17 protein-coding genes are annotated in these 19662 nt (G+C 43.9%); 7 read left to right on the top strand and 10 right to left on the bottom strand.

The window, feature by feature from the left end; translation table 11 throughout:
* Nucleotides 1-66: 66 nt before the first annotated feature.
* Nucleotides 67-1284, bottom strand: a complete 1218-nt coding sequence (locus MHO82_RS18685; protein ID WP_239186292.1) for an HDOD domain-containing protein — start codon at nucleotides 1282-1284, stop codon at nucleotides 67-69.
* Nucleotides 1285-1439: 155 nt separating this feature from the next.
* Complete coding sequence (rhtB, locus tag MHO82_RS18680) at nucleotides 1440-2057, bottom strand: homoserine/homoserine lactone efflux protein (RefSeq protein ID WP_239186290.1); 618 nt, start codon at nucleotides 2055-2057, stop codon at nucleotides 1440-1442.
* Nucleotides 2058-2203: 146 nt separating this feature from the next.
* Between rhtB and MHO82_RS18675 the strand changes: the two genes are divergently transcribed.
* The gene (locus MHO82_RS18675; protein ID WP_239186288.1) at nucleotides 2204-3244 is read left to right on the top strand and encodes an alpha/beta fold hydrolase; all 1041 of its coding nucleotides are present in this window, start codon (nucleotides 2204-2206) and stop codon (nucleotides 3242-3244) included.
* A gap of 103 nt (nucleotides 3245-3347) precedes the next feature.
* Nucleotides 3348-4148, top strand: coding sequence for a Cof-type HAD-IIB family hydrolase (locus tag MHO82_RS18670; RefSeq protein ID WP_239186286.1), 801 nt, complete (start codon nucleotides 3348-3350; stop codon nucleotides 4146-4148).
* 46 nt (nucleotides 4149-4194) lie between these two features.
* Here the strand turns inward: MHO82_RS18670 and MHO82_RS18665 are convergent, their stop codons facing one another.
* Nucleotides 4195-4665 (bottom strand): EVE domain-containing protein, encoded by a 471-nt coding sequence (locus MHO82_RS18665; protein ID WP_239186284.1) that lies wholly within the window; start codon nucleotides 4663-4665, stop codon nucleotides 4195-4197.
* A gap of 49 nt (nucleotides 4666-4714) precedes the next feature.
* Here MHO82_RS18665 and MHO82_RS18660 point away from each other — a divergent pair, with 49 nt between their 5' ends.
* The 3 genes from MHO82_RS18660 (at nucleotide 4715) to MHO82_RS18650 (ending at nucleotide 7989) form a co-directional block, all read left to right on the top strand.
* A complete protein-coding gene (locus MHO82_RS18660) occupies nucleotides 4715-5761 on the top strand; it encodes a copper resistance protein NlpE N-terminal domain-containing protein (RefSeq protein WP_239186282.1) in 1047 nt (348 codons plus the stop codon).
* 129 nt (nucleotides 5762-5890) lie between these two features.
* Complete coding sequence (locus tag MHO82_RS18655; protein WP_239186280.1) at nucleotides 5891-6499, top strand: DTW domain-containing protein; 609 nt, start codon at nucleotides 5891-5893, stop codon at nucleotides 6497-6499.
* Nucleotides 6500-6561: 62 nt separating this feature from the next.
* A complete protein-coding gene (locus MHO82_RS18650; RefSeq protein ID WP_239186278.1) occupies nucleotides 6562-7989 on the top strand; it encodes a coniferyl aldehyde dehydrogenase in 1428 nt (475 codons plus the stop codon).
* Here the strand turns inward: MHO82_RS18650 and MHO82_RS18645 are convergent.
* The 4 genes from MHO82_RS18645 to ftnA form a co-directional block, all read right to left on the bottom strand.
* Entirely contained in the window at nucleotides 7986-10472 is a 2487-nt protein-coding gene (locus tag MHO82_RS18645) for an EAL domain-containing protein (RefSeq protein WP_239186276.1), read from the bottom strand. The two genes, MHO82_RS18650 and MHO82_RS18645, sit on opposite strands and share 4 nt — an antisense overlap.
* Nucleotides 10473-10967: 495 nt before the next feature.
* Entirely contained in the window at nucleotides 10968-12155 is a 1188-nt protein-coding gene (locus MHO82_RS18640; RefSeq protein ID WP_239186274.1) for an NAD(P)/FAD-dependent oxidoreductase, read from the bottom strand.
* A gap of 153 nt (nucleotides 12156-12308) precedes the next feature.
* Nucleotides 12309-12647, bottom strand: a complete 339-nt coding sequence (uspB, locus tag MHO82_RS18635) for a universal stress protein UspB (protein ID WP_239186272.1) — start codon at nucleotides 12645-12647, stop codon at nucleotides 12309-12311.
* Between the two features lie 77 nt (nucleotides 12648-12724).
* Nucleotides 12725-13252 (bottom strand): non-heme ferritin, encoded by a 528-nt coding sequence (gene ftnA / locus MHO82_RS18630; RefSeq protein ID WP_239186270.1) that lies wholly within the window; start codon nucleotides 13250-13252, stop codon nucleotides 12725-12727.
* 261 nt (nucleotides 13253-13513) lie between these two features.
* Here ftnA and uspA point away from each other — a divergent pair, with 261 nt between their 5' ends.
* Both uspA and MHO82_RS18620 read left to right on the top strand, forming a co-directional pair.
* Nucleotides 13514-13945 carry a universal stress protein UspA gene (gene uspA / locus MHO82_RS18625; RefSeq protein ID WP_239186268.1) on the top strand — a complete coding sequence of 144 codons (432 nt, stop codon included), beginning with the start codon at nucleotides 13514-13516 and terminating at the stop codon, nucleotides 13943-13945.
* A 122-nt stretch (nucleotides 13946-14067) separates the two neighbouring features.
* A complete protein-coding gene (locus MHO82_RS18620) occupies nucleotides 14068-14946 on the top strand; it encodes a carboxylate/amino acid/amine transporter (protein ID WP_239186266.1) in 879 nt (292 codons plus the stop codon).
* 87 nt (nucleotides 14947-15033) lie between these two features.
* Here the strand turns inward: MHO82_RS18620 and MHO82_RS18615 are convergent, their stop codons facing one another.
* The 3 genes from MHO82_RS18615 to MHO82_RS18605 form a co-directional block, all read right to left on the bottom strand.
* On the bottom strand, nucleotides 15034-15513 hold the full coding sequence (locus MHO82_RS18615; RefSeq protein ID WP_239186264.1) for a hypothetical protein: 480 nt from the start codon (nucleotides 15511-15513) through the stop codon (nucleotides 15034-15036).
* Between the two features lie 113 nt (nucleotides 15514-15626).
* Nucleotides 15627-16409, bottom strand: a complete 783-nt coding sequence (locus MHO82_RS18610; protein WP_239186262.1) for a class I SAM-dependent methyltransferase — start codon at nucleotides 16407-16409, stop codon at nucleotides 15627-15629.
* Between the two features lie 30 nt (nucleotides 16410-16439).
* Nucleotides 16440-19628 (bottom strand): ABC transporter substrate binding protein, encoded by a 3189-nt coding sequence (locus tag MHO82_RS18605; RefSeq protein ID WP_239186260.1) that lies wholly within the window; start codon nucleotides 19626-19628, stop codon nucleotides 16440-16442.
* Nucleotides 19629-19662: the final 34 nt, after the last annotated feature.

Here is a 19662-nt window from a genome sequence, read left to right as displayed (position 1 = left end):
TAAGCACAAAAAAACGCACGTCAAGGCGTGCGCTTTTGGTGTCATAAAAGTTTAATAAAGACTCATTTATTTCAACTTAAATTCGTTACTCCACGTTTCCGCTTGCGTATAAAAGGTTTTCACAGAGCCACCATCTAAAGACAAAAGTTCGCAGTAATGCTCTACTCTTTCCCACTCTGCACGTTCATACGCTTCTTGCAGTCCGAGTAATTCACCTAACATCCCTTGGCGACGCAATAACGCATTTTGAATTTCAGTACTCAATGGCAGCAAATCAATCAACTGTTCAATCGGGTGATCCAGCAGCGAGTCTAATAACGAGAAAAGCCCTGTAATAAACGCTTGGTCATGCACTGCATGTAAATTAGATTTGTGCGTTAACAGCTCAAAGAAACGTGCTCGCAGTAAAGATAACTTATACAACTCTTGTGGTTTATCTATCGCCGCATGAGCCGTGGCCACCAATGAGACAAACATTTTTAGTTTATCTTCACCTAAATAAATCAGTGCTTGTTTAAAGGAAGAAATGGGGGCTTCAAGACGTGTCGTGGCGGTATTCACAAAACGCAATAGCTGGTACGAAAGAGAGACATCCAACATGATGATCTCTTCTACTTTTTTAAAATCAACACACGGTTTACTGACTTCTTGGAACAATTGTAATGTCGTTAACTGTTCCGGTTTCACTGCACGATTTTTCAGCACCTCGGGCTTACTGAAAAAGTAGCCTTGAAAGTAGTGAAAGCCAGCCGCTTTCGCAATATTAAAGTCTTCATACGTTTCGACTTTCTCCGCCAAAAACTTACATTTTGCTCCGCCAGCGACCTGTTTATCAACAAATTTACAGGCTTCTTCCACGCCTAACTGCATCAGATCAAGCTTAACAATATGCGCATAAGGGATGAAACGATCCCAGCCCGGATTAGGGTTAAAATCGTCTAATGCAATGGTATACCCCATACGATGTAAGTGCTTAATCGCCGAAAACAGCTCATCGTCTGGCGTACACGTTTCCAGCACCTCAACCACAATTTTGTTTTTTGGCAACATGGTAGGAATAAGGTGAATTAAGCTTTCGTAAGGGAAATTAATGAAGCAGCGAGGGGCCTTCAGTGCGGGGTTTTGCCCCACAGCCATAAAGTTTTCAACCACTAAACGGCTGGTTGCCTGGTTGGCTTCGATATGAGGAAATGCATTACTCTCTCCATCCCGAAACAGTAATTCATAACCAACTGTATTACGCTGACGATTTAAAATAGGTTGGCGAGCTACGTATGCATACATAAGAAATGACGACTTCCCAATATTTACGACGGCTGCACTAACTCACCGAAGGCAATAGACTAAAAAAACAAATGTTACAAGAATACTAAAAGATAACGCCCACTACCTCAAGGTATAGAGCGCCATATTCATGTTAACAACACTTTATCCTGCCGCTAACTCCTTGCTGTAGCAAGTAAAGCTCCGCAGCCGATGAACATGCTACCAAAGACACGGTTTAACACCGACATCATTTTTTCTGAGCGAATAAAACGACTCATTTTCGCGGCCAATGACACATAAAACACCATTACTAACATATCAATCACTAATGTTGTTACCCCTAAAACCAATAATTGCGGTAACTGTGGCAAAGCCGGATCAATAAATTGTGGGAAGAGTGCCACTAAAAACACAATGGTTTTCGGATTGGTCAAATTAATAAACACCGCGCGTTTAAATAAAGAACCAGAAGACACATTCTGATTAACGTCATTTAAATCTAAAGCGCCGTGCTCGCGCCACTTTTGAACACCTAACCACACGAGGTATACCACACCAATCCATTTAATAACGGCAAATGCCATTTCAGACTGTGCAACTAACGTGCCTAATCCAACCCCCACTAGGACAATATGTACCGCCATCCCTGCTTGAAGCCCAAGAATAGAAGCCATGGATTTCCTAGCGCCATACACCATGCCATTACTAATGGAATTCACTGTGCCTGATCCCGGTGCAAAACTAAATACCACCGCGGTGACCAAATAAGCTAACCAAATATCCAGACTCATCCTAAACTCCTTTATATAGGTTATTAGCTCACATCATACGCCAGTATAGAAAATTCACCCAACGATATGTGTGGATAAATAATATACTGATAAAAAGCTTTATGTCATTGAAAAGTAAACAGCGGTACGGTCTACATGATATTCTAATGACCGATAACACACTTATTCTTCAGGCAAATTCACCAAACATGACAACTTCACAACACAAAACCCATTCCTTTATACAAGAAGATCAATTTTCCGACGCCATGAAAGGCGCTATTTTAGCGTGCTGGAAACAACGTGAAGAAGGTGAATTTAGCGGCCAAGGCAACGCCACCATCAAATGGATGAGAATGGTAAACTCACGCCACCAGCGTGCTATTGTCGTGGTGAATGGGCGTGTGGAAAGTTATTGGAAATACCAAGAATTATTTTACGAACTCTATCAGCAAGGCTACGATGTTTACGCGCTTGATCACCGTGGGCAAGGCATTTCCGATCGATTAACGGACAACAGCCAACTTGGCCACGTTGATCACTTTGATGACTATTTTGCCGATCTCAATACCTTTGTCAGAACCATCGTTGACTCTACGGCCTACCAACATTGTTTTATGCTTGCGCACTCCATGGGAGGCACTATTGCCACTCGTTATTTACAAGAATACAAGCATCCCTTTAGTGCCTTGGCTTTAAGTGCACCTATGTATGGCATTCATGTCAGTCGTTGGTTACGCCCGATTGTCTACCCGCTCGCGCAAATCTTAGACTTGATCAGCCCAAAGCCGACTTACGCACCAGGTCAAGTGGGCTATTACGCCAAGCCATTTACCAATAACCCACTGTGTCAAAGCCAAACTCGTTACCGCTGGTTTAGAGACTTATACGAACAAAAGCCTGAGATGAAGTTAGGTGGGCCAAGTTCACGCTGGATTTGGCAAGGCATGAGAGCCGCCAGAGCGTGTCGAACCAGCACGGATAAACTCACCATTCCCACACTATTAATGCAAGCCAGTGCCGATAAAATCATTGATAACAGCGCTCACGATCAATTCTGCTACGCCATGGCTCAATCAGGCCAGCAGTGTAAAAAGATCGTCATTAACGGCGCTCGCCACGAACTTTTATTCGAACAAGATAAATATCGTAACCAGTCTCTGAATGCCGTTTTCGCTTTTTTTAATCAACACAGCGCACCGAAATAAAAGAGGAAAACTAACTTTACCCTCTTTTTGCGGCTCAAACTGGATTAAGATTTGTCTTATAAAAATAGATGATTTCCCTGTTTGACTTCATGTTGAGGAAACTATGATCCATATTGTCGCATCCGATCTCGATGGCACCTTACTAACACCACAACACCAAGTCGCTGACTTCACGAAAGAAGTACTAACATCCCTACACGAAAAAGGGATACGATTTATTTTTGCCACTGGTCGACACCACGTTGATGTTCACCATATCCGCGATACGGTGGGCATTCCTGCGTTTATGATCACCTCAAACGGTGCGCGCGTTCATGATGAAAATAACAACTTAGTGTTTAGCCGTAACATTGAGCCAGACTCAGTTAAACCGCTGATTGATTTAGTTAAAGATGATACTAACCTGTTTGTTCACATCTATCGTAATGACGAATGGCTCCTCAACCGTGAAGATAAAAAACTCGACCACTTCCATAAAGACTCTGGGTTTAGCTACACACTGTTTGACGACGAGCAACCACCCACCGACGGCATTGCGAAAATTTTTGTCACGCATGCGGATCATGATTACCTCGTCAAGTACGAAACCCTGTTTAACGAAACATTAGGGGACAGTGTGACCGTGGCTTTCTCTACCCCATGGTGCCTAGAAGTCATGGCGGCAAATGTGTCTAAAGGGGAAGCTCTAAAAGCAGTGGCCGAGTCGTTTGGGCATAGCTTGGAAAATTGTATTGCCTTTGGCGATGGCATGAATGACGTTGAAATGCTGTCAATGGCAGGAAAAGGCTTGGTAATGGCCACTTCTCATGAAAAAGTGAAAAAAGCCTTACCAAGTAACGAAGTGATTGGCTCACACGAGCACGAAGCCGTGGCCCATTACCTCAATGAGTTATTCCTAAAGTAAAAATAATAGAGGCAGTAAAATAATACCTTACTGCCTCTTTAATTTATCATGACCTTTTTGGTAACTCCTCCTGATCGAGAATCGCCTGCCATTCTTGCTCACTCACTGGCATTATCGACAAACGATTCCCTCTTTTTACCAACGGCATGTTTTCCAGCTCCGGCATAGATTTTAACTTCGCCAATGGGATCAATCGCTTGGTTTTACGAACAAACTCCACATCAACCATAATCCAACGAGGATCTTCCGGGTTAGATTTTGGGTCGAAGTAGTCACTCTCCGGATCAAATTGAAAATGATCGGGGTACGCCTCTTTACACACTTTCGCAATGCCTGCCACACCAACGTGTTTACATGATGAATGGTAGATCAATACTAAATCACCCAGTTTTACTTGATCTCTCATCATATTACGGGCTTGATAGTTACGCACACCTTCCCAGCATGATGTTCCTTGCTGCCACAGTGTGTTAATTGAAAAAGTGTCCGGTTCTGTTTTAAATAACCAATACGCCATTATTTTTCTTACCCAAATTATCGTTTGTCTTTATGAAGAGGATGTTTTCATGCACTCATCGTGGAAAACCATGTGGAAGCCGATTTCGTTATTCAGTGTCATCACCCTCACCGCATGCAGCCATGCCCCTATGCCTTCTTCCGAACCACAGCCCATTCAAAATGCCGTATTAACGAACAACTCAGAAGTAACGCCACAAAGCTTCATTTTACGCGGAGATGTTACCGTAGGCCATGAAACTCAAACGATAACCCCCTGTGGCAGTAAACAGCAATACTGGCTGAAACTAACGCCAGAGCAAAAAAAGACCTTTAATGAATTAACCCGAAAACCCTATCAACCCATGTATGGTGAGCTGATCGGATATTTTAAAGCACCGCCACATGCAGGGTTGGCCTCTGATTTTCCGGCTCAGCTTGTCGTCACTCAAATCAACCTCTTATCAGCAGAGATGTCATCGGGTTGCCAGCGAGCCCCCCAACCAACCAAAGCTTTCGGAACGGAACCCTTTTGGAACATCAGTACTCAAAAGGGACAGCTTTCTTTTACTAAAATGGGAGAGCAAAGCGAGAAACAAGCCATTAAAGAGCAAGACATCAAACTCAAACAACATCAATATTCAGCCAGTAATGCGCAGCTCACCATCACACAAGCACAATGTAATGATGGTATGAGTGACAGCTTGTATGGCTGGCGATCGACTGTTCAGTGGCATCAAACTAAATACCAAGGTTGTGCAACGTTAGCCAATACCGATGCCACTCAAAACTGGGTAGGCCAATATCAAGGCCATAGTCCTTCCGCTGCAAATTCAGGGCTAACCATTAGTGTCACATTAAACGCCGATCACACCGCAACGACCCGCTACGATTACCAAACCAACGAGCCAAGCTTAATTGAGTCGGGAGTCTGGCAACAAATCAATGCCAATCAAGTGCATGTATTAATGAGTCGCCATCAACGCCAGTTCTTGATTGCAGAGCGTATTTTTACCCGAGAAGGCAATAAGATCACCGCATCAAAAGAAAAGGTAAATGGTAAGGTGTATGGACTGGGCACCGACGGAGTCACGCTATTTTTAGATCAAAACAACTGATCCATTCAATGATAAGATAACGCGGAGGGCTCTGGTAACCCATTAGCCTTATCGCATCAATACAGAGGTGAAGCATTCGCCTCTGTGGTTCTACGTTATAGCAACTTAACCATAATATAATATTCGATCATGACCACGACTCCAGCATGCCCTAAATGTGGCTTTACTCATAACTGCATTTGCGACCAGTGCCCAACACTACAAAGCCAAGCTCATTTTGTGTTGTTACAGCATCCAAACGAACAACACAAAGACACCAATACTGGCAAATTAATGCAGCACTCACTTCCCCATTGTGAGCAATACACCTGGAACCGAGTGGAGCCACCACAAGCCTTGCTTGATCTGATCGCCAATAAAAATTATCAACCTTGGGTCGTGTTTCCCCATGATGAGGCCATTACTGGCGAACAATTTCGCGCGCAGACAACACCACGTGATGGAAACATTCAGCCACTGTTTATTTTGCTGGATGCTACATGGCAAGAAGCAAAAAAAATGCTTAGAAAAAGCAAATGGTTAAATAACTTACCTTGCTTAGTGTTAACCAATACCGCCCCTTCCAGTTACCAGCTCAGGCGCAACCAACAAGAAGGGAATCTGTGTACCTGTGAAGTCGGCATTGAATTACTGAACCTATTGGGCCAAAGCCAAGACGCCGAACAACTGCACACTTACTTCACACACTTCATTTCTGTTTTTCATGCAGACAAAAGCGGTCACCGTTACCAAAAATGACCAAGGCATAACAAAACATCTCACCTGAAAACGAGTGTTAAAAACCAGTAAGGATACTTTTAATGACAGCTTCACTTTCCCACGGCAACCATGAAATTGTCACCATGCAGCAACAGCTAAGGCAGCAACAAACCGCCTTTTTAGCAAACCCCATGCCCTTACTGGACCATCGTTTACACCAGCTGAATAAGCTTAAAACGGCCCTGCTCAACCACCAACAAGCCTTGTGTGAGGCCTTGCACCAAGATTATGACCACCGCAGTCAATACGACACTCTAATTAGTGATATTTTGCCTTGCTTACAACAACTCAAGTACACCAAGAAGAACCTCAACAAATGGCTCAAGCCTTCCAAGCGTCACGCAGGATTACTATTAGCACCCGCCAAGGTTCGAGTGGAATATCAACCACTAGGGGTCATTGGGATCATGGTGCCATGGAATTTTCCCGTAATGTTAAGTATCAGCCCACTTATTACCGCCCTTGCTGCGGGTAACCGGGCCATGATCAAGCTCAGTGAGTTTACACCACATACAAATGCCATCTTAACCCAGTTATTGACTGAAGCCTTTTCTGATGAGGAAGTCGCTACCGTAGAAGGAGAGAGCACAATAGCCAGTGCCTTTTCTGCACTGCCTTTTGATCACTTATTATTTACTGGTTCAACCCAAGTTGGCCACCACGTCATGAAAGCGGCTGCAGAGCACCTAACGCCCGTGACATTAGAGCTTGGTGGAAAGTCACCAGTGCTGGTTGCCGCCGATATATCCATGAAAGAAGCGGTACAGAAGCTTATTTATGGTAAATGTTTAAACGCGGGGCAGATTTGTGTCGCCCCAGATTATGTATTACTCCCGAAAGGAAAAACGACAGAGTTTGTTTCGGCGTATCAACAGCAATTTGCCGCCATGTATCCGCAAGGGGCCAATAGCCCAGATTACACCGCCGTGATTAATCAGCACCACTACCAGCGCCTGCAACAATGGTGTCAGCAAGCTCAACAAGGTGGTGCTCATGTGATCCCTGCGCATACCATTAGTCATAATGACGAACAACAAAAAATGGTGACGCATTTAGTAACAAACCCCGCTGATGACATGACTGTTATGCAGCAAGAAATTTTTGGCCCACTTTTACCAATTATTGAATACGAAGACATAGACCAAGCCATTAGCTATGTTCAACAGCGCCCACGGCCACTGGCTCTTTATGTGTTCAGCCATAATAAAGCCCTGCAACAGCGCATCGTTGAGCACACACATTCTGGTGGGGTATGCATCAATGAAACGTTAGTGCATGTATCTGCAGAAGACGCTCCATTTGGGGGAATAGGACCATCAGGAATGGGACATTACCACGGCCACGAAGGGTTCCTGACGTTTTCAAAAGCAAAAACCATTTTGCAGCGGGGCAAGTTTTACCCCACTAGATTGATGATGCCTCCGTACGGCTGGCTGCATCGCTTAACCATGAAACTGTTTTTGCGTTAGCTCAATAAGCGGGGTTCACCAAGATAATAGCCTTGTAGGTAATCCACACCAATGTCTTTGGCAATGGCGCACACCTCTTGGTTATGAACAAACTCCGCCACCGTTTTCACTTCTAATACTTTACACAACTGCACCATTTGCTGAGCAATTAAGCGCTGGCGGCGATCTTTATCAATGTTCTTAATTAAGCTGCCATCCAACTTAATGATTTGCGGCTCTAATTTGACGATTTCATCAATATTGGAATACCCCGACCCAAAATCATCCACGATAATACGAGCCCCAAAGCGCCGGAAATGATCACACACTTCAATCATACGGCCGTAATCTTGAATTTGTTCCGTTTCTAGCACTTCCAGTCCCACCCGAGATGGGTCATCCAACGTACTTAACGACTGCTCCAATAAATCTAAGGTTCTGTCGTTCATAAGATCCTGAGGAGACAAGTTGATCGAAAAGGATTCGTTACGATCTTTCATTAACTCGAAACTGCGCTGGATCATCTGACGACTTAACCCCGTATAAAGATGAGTTCCTTCCACGGCAGGTAAAAATAAGCCCGGAGCATACACGTGGTTGTCTTCAGCAATCCGCATTAAACATTCATAAGATGCCAGTGAATGATCATGAGCGTTCACAATCGGCTGAACATACACCACAACCCCTTGTTGCAACACCGCGCGATTGGCACAGGTTAACCACCTCATCTGACTGTGGCGCTTTTGCTCTTCTTCAATCACATCACGGGCATCACACAAATGACAATTGCGGTTCATGGCAACCCGACGAGCTTCAATTGCTTTCAAAATCATGTCGTCAGGTGAAGTGCAATGAAAGTCTCGCTTACTCAGCAAGCCACCAGAAATCGCCACCGACAAATGGTCAATATCTGGCAAACCATAAGGTTCAAAATTCACCTGCTCTAATTGATCCGTAAACACCAAAAAATGCTGTTTTAGTTCATCGCTGCTCAGATCCGAGCGAAACACCACGGCCCACTCTCCGATGCCGACACTGTACAACTCAGTCGTTTGATTAAACTGTGAAATCAGGTGCTCAGAAAAGTACATACTCAGATCACGCAGGAGCCGATCGCCCGTTTGATAACCGTATTTATCGTTAATCACACTGAGGTTAGTCAGTTTTACGGTGAGTAAATGCTCTGAACCAGTAAGGTGCGCTAAACGCTCTTTCAATACCACTCGGTTTAGTAACCCAGTACGTCGATCCACTCGATAGCTCTCAACCAATTTTTCCGCTTGAACACTGAGCTTCTTCTCCATCTGCATGGTCATAGCATCTAAATCTGCCAATGAATTTCGGATCAAAGAAAACAAGGGGGTCAACGCGTGCTGATGGTTCTGTACGGTGACTTTATGATGGCTATCGACCTGCGTACTTTCTCGTAAAGCCAAGTACGTTAAACTGTGGTGTAACACACGTTGACGATCAGGATGGCGAAATAATTCTGCCATGCAGTACACCCCTTGAGTGGGTGCGACTTCTGCAAACGGTTTTAACTCGCTATCGCCATGTTCAAAATCGCGTCGAGATTCGCAATTATAGATAAAAATAGACTCAGGATGATGATCCACCAATTGCTCCACACCATACTGAACTTGTTCTTGAGTTAATGATGGGTGGCTATAGCAAAAACGAACTTCGTCGCCAACAGGGATTTCCACCGCAAGTTCTAACGCGCCGTTCCCCAATATTTTCTCAACCCCAACAACGCCCTGGCCTTTATTTTCTGATGTCATCAATGGGAACGCTTGAACCTGATGAAAAGACAATGACTTCCCATTGGCTAAATATTTACAATAGACATCATACGCAGGCTCATTATCGATTGATTCAATCACATTCCCATGACCTTTCGTTACACGAAAACGCTTACCAACAGGATGCCATTCAACAAAGGCGTCGTACCAAACTTGCAGGCAATCGGATTCCAATGCCACAGCTACCATGCACTGTTCACCAAACTCACCATTTAACATAATCCAACTTTCACTTTCCCCTTTCCCTGCGGCACCTCCAGCAATGGGGATGAAATAAGGTAATTGAGAAAAGGCATTAAACAATGGATAATCCGCCGCAGTGACCCCATCCGCCAAACAGATGATCGCTTTAGTACAACGGGATACCTTAAGCTGCTCACACAACAAAAAACCAGTGGCTTCTTTTTGCTCAGATATAGGTACTAACGCACTGTTTAACTGCGTGCTTTGAAAAAAAGAAACGGAAATTAACGTGCCGCTATTGGAGACATTGGCTTGAATAAACGTACTACTAGCACTTTGACCAATCATAGTACTGTTTGGCCAAAAATCAGTCATTATATGGTAGTACTGTTTTACCTGTTCTTGTGATTGAGTAGAAAAAACTTGGATTAATATTTGTTCATTACGCTGACATTGAAACTGCTGGCACCAATGAATCAACTGGCCTACATCAGAAACCGTTGTTGCGACCGTCTGCATGAATTCTCACTTCTCAATTTGTAAAATGGGTAAAACTGGGCCAACTATGCATAAATTAGGGTATGTATGCAATACGTTGGAAGTAGAGTGATATTCTTTTTATAAATAACGTTAGTGACCTCGCTATTTTCAGCCACTCATCACTTATCGTATGGCAAACGTTCCATAAGATATCCTATATGTCAGAAGATGCCTAACTTGACGCTATAAGTCTTATACCAAGATCAAATAAGAAAATCAGGAGATGTAACGAAAGGGAAAAAGCTCACGATTCAAAGCTACAAAGACACGATGGTCATTCGAAACAATAAATACCAATACTGGCCAGTAAAGTGGCATAAATCGCACTATAAAAATGCAATTGCAGCGAGACCGTGAGATAAGTGACTCAGTTTAACGAAAACAAAAAATGATGCTGTTCAGCCCCTTATCAAACTAGGCAGAACAGCATTAAGCAGACAAAGGTCCCTTCTATATCTTATGGCCTCAACACATTTAGGCGTTTTGACCTACCACATACCCAGAGCTCCATGCCCATTGGAAGTTATAGCCTCCGAGCCAGCCACTCACGTCCATGACTTCACCGGCAAAATATAAGCCCGGCACTTTTTTCGCTTCCATGGTTTTAGAAGACAGCTCATCGGTATCGACCCCACCCAGGGTCACTTCGGCGGTGCGGTAACCTTCTGTGCCATTCGGGGCCACAGACCACTGATGGAAATACGTTGCCAGCTCCGTGATGCCTTTTGGGTTGTATTGCTTTAATGGTTTATCCGTAATGTCTTTTCGTTCAATTAATACTTCAATAAAACGTTTTGGTAATAATCGTGATAGCGAATTTTTCAAACTTTGGTTCGGGTGTTTTTCACGCATGGCCGTTAGCGTTTCCGCTAAATCGAGATCAGGCAATAAATCAATCATCACTTTTTGCCCTGGCGTCCAGTACGATGAAATTTGCAAAATCACAGGCCCCGATAAACCGCGGTGAGTAAACAATAAGTTCTCTTTAAAATTACTGCCGTCTTCCGACTCCACCACGACAGGAATGGCAATACCAGATAGAGACTCAAATGCCTCTTTCTCTTCTTTATGCAGCGTAAATGGTACTAAACCCGCGGTGGTCGGCACCATTTTCAACCCAAACTGCTCGGCCACTTGGTAACCAAAGGGGGTTGCTCCCAGTTTTGGCATCGAAAGTCCGCCCGTGGCAATCACCAACGACTCACACTCAATCGCGTCTGTATTCAGTTTTAAACAAAAGCCATTTTCTGTTTTTTCAATGTCATGCACATCACAACGATAACGCTGCTCAACCGTTGGTAAATCACATTCTGCCAATAACATGGCGACAATGTCTTTTGCTGAATCCTCACAAAATAATTGCCCATGCAAACGCTCTTCAAAGGCAATGTTGTGCTTTGCAATCATGGCAATGAAATCCCACTGAGTGTACTGAGATAAAGCAGATTTAACAAAATGAGGGTTACGACAAACAAAGTTATTAGCAGCAACATCATAATTGGTGAAGTTACAGCGGCCACCACCGGAGATCAGAATTTTTCGACCGGGCTTCTTGCCGTGATCCACCACCAGCACAGAGCGTCCACGTTTACCTGCTTCTGCTGCACACATTAATCCAGCCGCCCCAGCGCCGATGATCACTACATCAAACTTTTTTGCCATGTTCTTTTTGCCCTAATAAATAAAAAGGGATGTACTCATAAATAGTACATCCCTTGCACAACACGGCGCTATTTTACCCATGTAAGCAATGAGTGCCAACCATTGTTGTTATCACCCATTCAAAATGCTGTTGACCTAATAAAAGATTGGTAACTAAATACCTAAAAAGGCGACAGTAAACAGCATAATTACGGTAGTCATGACTAAAGTACTGGAGATCACAAACAGTTGCCGGACTTTATTACATTTAATAATAAATACCGGATCATGATGATGTTGATATTCCTGGCTACGTATGTAGTGGAACAGTCGGACTTGTTTGGCGACGTTGCCATGAGTTGAAAAAAAGCCGCGGCCATCCACTTGTTGATACAGTAACGGATGTGCTTCACGCATCACACTGAGTAGTGTTCTTAAGGTGCTGACATAACGAGCCACATTGATGGTTGTGACTAAGATTAATGCAAATAGGATCGCATCTCCACTGATCATCTTCTCCTCCTACTATCACGACCGGATACACTAAGAAGCAGAAAATGATCAGGGTATTATCTAGTAATGGCTGAACATTACTCTGCCGTCGTATCCATGATTGACGATGAACCTGACTTCGCCAATGCGCTTAGATCCTTGTCAATAAAGAACAGCGCTTTGCCATCTTCACCAACCAGCTCTAGCTTATCTAAAATCCCTTTAAATAATTTCTCTTCTTCATGTTGCTCCGCAACGTACCATTGAAGGAAATTAAACGTTGAGTAGTCTTGAGTAGAGAAAGCAACGTGAGCAAGCTTATTGATCTTTTCAGTGATCATTTGTTCATGCTCGTACGTTTTACGAAATACCTCACCAAGGCTTTCAAAGTTATGCTCAGGCGCATCAATCGCACCTAAAAGAGGCAAACCACCCGTTTCACTCACATAAGTAAATAAACGTTGCATGTGCTCCATTTCTTCCGTTGCATGAGCTCGTAAAAACTCAGCGGCACCTTCAAAACCTTTATCCTCACACCAAGCACTCATTTGTAAGTATAGATTGGAAGAGAAAAACTCTAAATTTATTTGCTCATTCAATTTATCAATCATAGCTTGCGCTAACATCGGACGCTTCCTCATAGATTATCTAAGCCAGTTCACTATACCATTGTTACGTGACAGTGATGAATTTACAACCACCCCTAATACATCACGCAGTATACTATTTAATTGAGTTAACTATTTATTATATATAACAACTTCGTGGTCAAATATGAATAACTCCAATTCCTATACGTTTGCTCCATGAGTTGGGATCAAATTGACATTATTTCTAAAACAAGAGTGCTAGGCTTGAACTAATTCAACGGACTGGAGGCATTGAATATGAGTTATCAGCACATTCTGGTTGCTATTGATTTATCTAACGACAGCACAACCTTAATTAATAAAGCCGTCACTTTAGCCCAAGCATTAGAGGCCAAAGTGTCTTTAATCCATATTGATGTGAACTACGCAGAGCTCTACACCGGCTTGATCGACATTAATTTAGCGGAAACCCAGCACCGCGCGATTGAAGAAGCGCAACAGCAAATGCAGCGATTAGCGGATCATGCCAATTACCCCATCAACCGCACCTTAGTCGGTAGTGGCGACTTAAGCGAAGAACTGTGTGAAGCCATTCATAACCTTGATGTGGAGTTAGTGGTGTGTGGCCATCACCAAGATTTTTGGAGCAAACTCCTTTCATCAACCCGCCAACTGATAAACACGTCGCCGGTTGATTTGCTTGTGGTGCCTTTGGAACGCGAAGCGTAAAAATTTCGCCTCCAGCATGTTCTCAAAAACAGGAGCCTAATTAAGATAATCGTACTTTGGGCTCCAATCATCGTTCTGAGTTAAGGTACACTGCGGCTAATTTTCATTATCAGAACAAAAAAATGACGTATCTATCCGCTGTAACCCTATTATGGGCCTTTTCATTTAGTCTCATTGGGGTCTACCTAGCTGGCCAAGTTGATGCTTGGTTTTCGGTATTAATTCGTGTTGTGCTGGCCAGCATTGTATTTCTGCCATTTCTGAAATTCAGACAAATTAGCCCACCATTGGCACTGAAGCTCATGGCCATTGGTGGTATTCAGCTCGGTTTGATGTATTGCTTTTATTACCAATCTTTCTTGCTGATTTCCGTGCCTGAAGTCCTGCTCTTTACTGTGTTTACCCCGCTGTACGTCACCATTATTTATGACTTACTCAAAGGGCGATTTTCATTATGGTATTTAGTCACCGCAGCTATCGCGGTAGCTGGAGCCTGTGTGATCAAATTTGCAGGCATTAACGACAACTTCTTACTGGGCTTTTTGGTGGTACAAGGCGCGAATCTTTGTTTTGCTATTGGCCAAGTCAGTTACAAATACGTCATGGAGAAACAGCCAACCGAATTACCACAACACACGGTATTTGGTCTGTTTTATTTAGGTGCATTGTGTATCGCCCTGCCTGCGTTTTTCTTATTTGGAAATACCGACAAACTGCCAACCACTGAACTGCAATGGGGCATTTTGATCTACCTTGGCGTGATTGCTTCCGGCCTAGGTTATTTCATTTGGAATAAAGGGGCATGTTTAGTCAATGCGGGCGCACTAGCTGTAATGAACAACGCACTGGTTCCTGCGGGCCTTGTCGTGAATATCGTCATTTGGAACCGAGATGTGGATTTACCTCGTTTATTCATTGGTGGCGCCATCATCATGTTCTCACTTTGGTTTAATGAAACTTGGGTCAAAAAGCGCATAAACCGCGTAGCTCAAACTTCATAACAACTGCTTCATACAGTAAAAGGGCCTCACAGCGCACACGCTCTGAGGCCCTTTTTACATGAGGCACGAATGAAAGCAGTCGTTCAATTAATGCATTAACGCTGGCTGCTGTTCAATCTTATCTTTTGTCAGCTCAACACGCTTATCGAGTAACTGGGACTTCTTCGTCAGCTGATCTTGTTTTTTAAGCATTTTTTTCTGCTTTTTGATCATCTTCTCTAGTTTTTTCTTGTACTTTTTCTGGCGTTTCAACGCTTTCTTAATGCGTTTTTTCTCTTTGCTTTCAGATTTTTTCTTATCTCGGTTAATCACCTGATCCAATACCGCACATCCCGTGTCTTTCTTAGGATCTGCCGCTATGGCCACGCCCTCGTCACGAGAAAGAGCAGTGACCTTAGCCACACAAGCTGCTGGCGGCAACGGGGATGGTTTACACAGATATTCAGAACCAGATGCAGAGCGAGCACAGCTTGAACAAACGTATTTTGGTGAGCTGATGATCTGATGAATAGTGCCCATGTTACTGGCAATACTGTGTCGATTGTACTTACATAAACTCTTGGCCATATACATCTCAAATCATACTAATAACAATTACCATTTAGATATAGCGAGGAAGTTTGACAGAATCAAGCCTTCTGTCAAACAAATGAGAAACCCAAGCATTTTTGAAGTGTTTTTTAACTGTTCATGCCTGCTTTAACGTACACGTCAAACCGATTTTTTTTGGTCTCAATCGCCATACTTGGCTTACTCTCGTCTAACCATTCTGCGTAATCTGGCCTTTTCACTACCACGCGTTTTGTTGCCAACGCCATAGCCGGTGCCAACAAGGCATCAGCATCGTTATCGGCACCAACAAGAGACTGGAATACCCGCATCTCTTTTTTAACCAACGCCGACTTTTTCTTATTCACAGGGTGTGGGTACATAGGATCCAAATACACCACATCTGGCTGCTCAAAATTTGGATCTTGGCTTAATTGCTCTAAAGCATCGTGGCTTGAAGCGTGCAATAACGACATGCGCTCTCCAACCCAACCACCGATTTCAGGATCATGTTTCGCACGCGTTAATCCATCATCCAATAACGCCGCTACCACCGGGTGGCGCTCTACCATTTGCACCTTGCAACCTAAAGAAGCCAACACAAAAGCATCACGGCCAAGGCCCGCGGTACCATCAAGAACCGTAGGTGTCGCCCCTTTATTCAAACCAACCGCTTTGGCAATAGACTGGCCTTTACCACCACCAAATTTACGCCTGTGCCCTACAGCACCGCCGATCAAATCCACATAAATAGCACCTAGCTTAGGCTCGTCACGTTTGATCAGCTCTAAACGCTCTTGCGTCAGCACCAACGCAAAATCACTCTCTTCATGATGAGTTAACTGCCAGCGTTCTGCGAGTTGTTCTAACTCATGTTGACGATCGGGCGCTTCACAAATAAGGGCTAATTGCACAAAGTTCTCCATTGGATTAATCAGCGTACGCTAAGTATTGTCACCGTTTGCAGGCGAGTATATCACTGACTCACCAGCAAGGCTGATTTCTTCCATTAACTCATCCACTAATTCTGGCAATGGCTTCGGGCGACCAATCAAATACCCTTGGCCATAATCGACCCCAAGCTCCAGCAGCTTATTCACAATAGCTGTGTTTTCCACAAATTCTGCGACTGTTTTCTTGCCCATTTGTTTCGCTAAATCATTGATAGAACGCACCATCACGTGATCCATTTCATCCACATCAATGTCACGCACAAACAAACCATCAATTTTCACGATATCAACCGGTAATCGCTTTAAATAACCAAAAGAAGATAAACCCGAGCCAAAGTCGTCCAAGGCGATCAAACACCCTAATTCTTTCAACTTACCGAATAACTTGATCGCTTCATTCATGTTGCCTATCGCGGCGGTTTCGGTAATTTCCAAACAAATTTTATGGCTAGGCACCGCGCTTTGATTGATAGATTCAATTAAAAAACGGGTAAAATCTTTATTCCCCATCGACTGCCCCGATAAATTAATCGAGCACATACCTAACTTATCCAACACCGCTGGTCGTTCAGAGAACCACGACAACGTTTGTACCACCACCTCACGATCCACCAAATGTGCCACGTTATACCGTTCTGATGCGGGCATAAAAATGCCAGGAGGCACCAACTCACCTTGATCGTCACGCATGCGCACCAAAATTTCGAAATACATTAAGTTATTTTCATTACTGGCAAGACCAAGAATGCGCTGTGCGTGCAGCTCTAAACGGTGGTGAGCTAAAGCATCATGCACTTGGTTCACACATTCCATTTCCATTTCACGGCGCTTAAGCTGCTCATCATCTGGATGGTATAAATGATAGCGGTTCCGACCTTCTTCTTTGGCGGCATAGCAAGCTGTATCTGCCTGAGCGTGTACCATTTGTGGTGTAGTGGCAGTGTGATCGATCAGGCGAATACCAATCGAAACACTTAAGTTAAGGTGCAAGTCTTTCCAGAGGAATTTACTGTTATTAATGCCTAAGATAATTTGTTTGGCCAACACCAAGGCCTGACTTTCATTGCAATCACGCAGCAAGATGGCAAATTCATCCCCCCCCATACGTGCCAAGGTGGCGTTAAAAGGCAAAATGCCCGCTAATAGATATGACGTGTGTTTAATGGCTTCGTCACCCGCTTCATGACCTGCGGTATCGTTAATGACCTTAAATTGGTCCAAATCAAGATACAACATGGCATGAGTTCGAAAATGGCTTTGCACCTCATTTAAGGACTGCTCTAAATCACACTCAAACTGATTACGATTAAAGTCTCCCGTCAATAGATCATGCTGGGCCTGATACTCCAACTGCTTCGCCAGCTGTTTTGCTTCTGTTATGTCTTCACCCACAATAAGCAACTGCTTAGTTTCAGAAATAGGACGAATATTTTCTCGGATCCACACCACTTTGCCGTCTTCAGAGCGGTACTCCACATCGCGTCGCCACACCTGATTAAAATCCCGCTGAGGTTGCAGCAACACTTGCTGTGGCACAAACGATCGTTCATTTAAATAAAAGTCCGAAACCTTATGCCCTAATAAATCCATTTTGTCGTAACCCAACAAATCAGCGGTAAACTGATTTACGGCCTGAATGCGTGAACGACTGTCTAACGTCAATAGCATGACGGGCTGTTGTTCATACAGCAAACGAAAGCTCACCTCTCGCTCCATCAGCTTACCTTCCGTGAGTTTGCGAGTCGTGATGTCTCGAGCTTCAAACAGGTATTGCACATCGCTGCTGACGTTGGCGGGCATCACTTTGAGTGAGATTTCCAACAAACAAGGGCCGTAGCTGCTGTGGGTCATTTCCGCTTCAAACCGGATCAAGCCTGCATTTTTAATGGAGCCAAACACGTTCGAAAACTCTTGAGCAGAGCCACTGTCCCACCCTTTAAACTGCCAAAGCGGACGGTCCAGATCTAAGCTTTGATTCGAAAACAACTCTTGCAGCTTTTGATTACTTGAAATGAGACGGCCTTCCTTATCTAAAATCCCTATCAACTGGTAACTCTGATCAAAAACCGCCTCAAACAACGCCTGACTCTGGGTAAGTTTGCGTTCACTTTTACGAATGCGAGCAAGGTTAGACAACAACAAAATAATAATGGGCGTAAACAACAGCACAGTTAATGCCAATACCCGTAATTCATCAGCGTGCTCTTCCCAGTAAGAAGGCGGGTGATTTAAAAAGGTGGAACTGTCCACTTGATCAACGTCTAAACGCCATTTTGACAAGGCGTTAAAATCAAACATTAATCGGTTAGGACTGTCTTGCACGGCAGGAAGCGGTTGTTGTGGGTATCGCAGTGCTTTTTTGAGCAACTCGCCCGCGTTGCTGCCTTGCTCAAAACCATCCACCATGACGCCACCAACGACACCATAATCTAACAGTGCTACATTTGGGGAATACACAGGTACACTCGATCTTTCAGACAAATGATGCCAAACAGGCACGCTTCGGTAATCGCCATTGTGAGCACGATAATAGAGCCAGAAAAAAACCGCGTTGTCTGATGGCAAATTAGAAACGATATACAGTAAATCATTAAAACTGGTCGGTGAAACCAACTTCACCCATTCTCGGCTAGAAGGGTAAGCTTGAAAATAACGCTCTAACTGCGCTTTGTTGGCTTTACCAGTAACAGAATCATCAATCACAACCTGAATCGTTTTTATATTAGGTTGAAGTTTACGGATCAGCTCAAAATTACCAACGAGATCCACCTCTTCTTTCACCCCTGTAACACGACGAAGTTGACTGTGCAGATCTGGATTGTAGTTATTCACGCCACCAAAAATAACCGGGGTATCCCCCACGTATTCCGCCAAGCTGTTCATTAGCGCTAAGGCGTTATTATCACTGACCACGATGGCACGAAAAGAGTCAGAAGTGAGGACCGTTCGATACAGCTCACGAAGGTGTTCCATATATTCAGGAGTTTGATAACGTTTACTATCGAGAAAAGAAACTCGCATAGGATACACGCCTTTACCCAAGGAAATTTCGAGCCCAGCCTGGAATTTATCGGTCCATAAAAAGCCTTGGTGATAGGAGTGAATCACCAGTACATCGTTGCTACCAGCTCTAGCCAGCGAGCTAAACATCACGATAAGTAGCAACAAAATACGACGCATTCATTTCCTCACAATTTATTAACGGTTTAATAGG

Source organism: Vibrio sp. Of7-15 (assembly GCF_022347565.1).
GTDB lineage: Bacteria > Pseudomonadota > Gammaproteobacteria > Enterobacterales > Vibrionaceae > NORP241.
Note: the sequence above shows the minus strand (reverse complement) of the source record. Positions and strands in the feature narration are given on the sequence as shown.

Excerpts from the sequence above, each read along its gene's own strand:
- MHO82_RS18650 (WP_239186278.1), top strand. The coding sequence starts at position 6,562 with ATGACAGCTTCACTTTCCCACGGCAACCATGAAATTGTCACCATGCAG.
- MHO82_RS18660 (WP_239186282.1), top strand. The coding sequence starts at position 4,715 with ATGCACTCATCGTGGAAAACCATGTGGAAGCCGATTTCGTTATTCAGT.
- MHO82_RS18620 (WP_239186266.1), top strand. The coding sequence starts at position 14,068 with ATGACGTATCTATCCGCTGTAACCCTATTATGGGCCTTTTCATTTAGT.
- MHO82_RS18640 (WP_239186274.1), bottom strand. The coding sequence starts at position 12,155 with ATGGCAAAAAAGTTTGATGTAGTGATCATCGGCGCTGGGGCGGCTGGA.
- uspB (WP_239186272.1), bottom strand. The coding sequence starts at position 12,647 with ATGATCAGTGGAGATGCGATCCTATTTGCATTAATCTTAGTCACAACC.
- MHO82_RS18645 (WP_239186276.1), bottom strand. The coding sequence starts at position 10,472 with ATGCAGACGGTCGCAACAACGGTTTCTGATGTAGGCCAGTTGATTCAT.
- uspA (WP_239186268.1), top strand. The coding sequence starts at position 13,514 with ATGAGTTATCAGCACATTCTGGTTGCTATTGATTTATCTAACGACAGC.
- rhtB (WP_239186290.1), bottom strand. The coding sequence starts at position 2,057 with ATGAGTCTGGATATTTGGTTAGCTTATTTGGTCACCGCGGTGGTATTT.
- MHO82_RS18615 (WP_239186264.1), bottom strand. The coding sequence starts at position 15,513 with ATGGCCAAGAGTTTATGTAAGTACAATCGACACAGTATTGCCAGTAAC.
- MHO82_RS18675 (WP_239186288.1), top strand. The coding sequence starts at position 2,204 with ATGACCGATAACACACTTATTCTTCAGGCAAATTCACCAAACATGACA.
- MHO82_RS18655 (WP_239186280.1), top strand. The coding sequence starts at position 5,891 with ATGACCACGACTCCAGCATGCCCTAAATGTGGCTTTACTCATAACTGC.
- MHO82_RS18605 (WP_239186260.1), bottom strand. The coding sequence starts at position 19,628 with ATGCGTCGTATTTTGTTGCTACTTATCGTGATGTTTAGCTCGCTGGCT.
- ftnA (WP_239186270.1), bottom strand. The coding sequence starts at position 13,252 with ATGTTAGCGCAAGCTATGATTGATAAATTGAATGAGCAAATAAATTTA.
- MHO82_RS18670 (WP_239186286.1), top strand. The coding sequence starts at position 3,348 with ATGATCCATATTGTCGCATCCGATCTCGATGGCACCTTACTAACACCA.
- MHO82_RS18665 (WP_239186284.1), bottom strand. The coding sequence starts at position 4,665 with ATGGCGTATTGGTTATTTAAAACAGAACCGGACACTTTTTCAATTAAC.
- MHO82_RS18685 (WP_239186292.1), bottom strand. The coding sequence starts at position 1,284 with ATGTATGCATACGTAGCTCGCCAACCTATTTTAAATCGTCAGCGTAAT.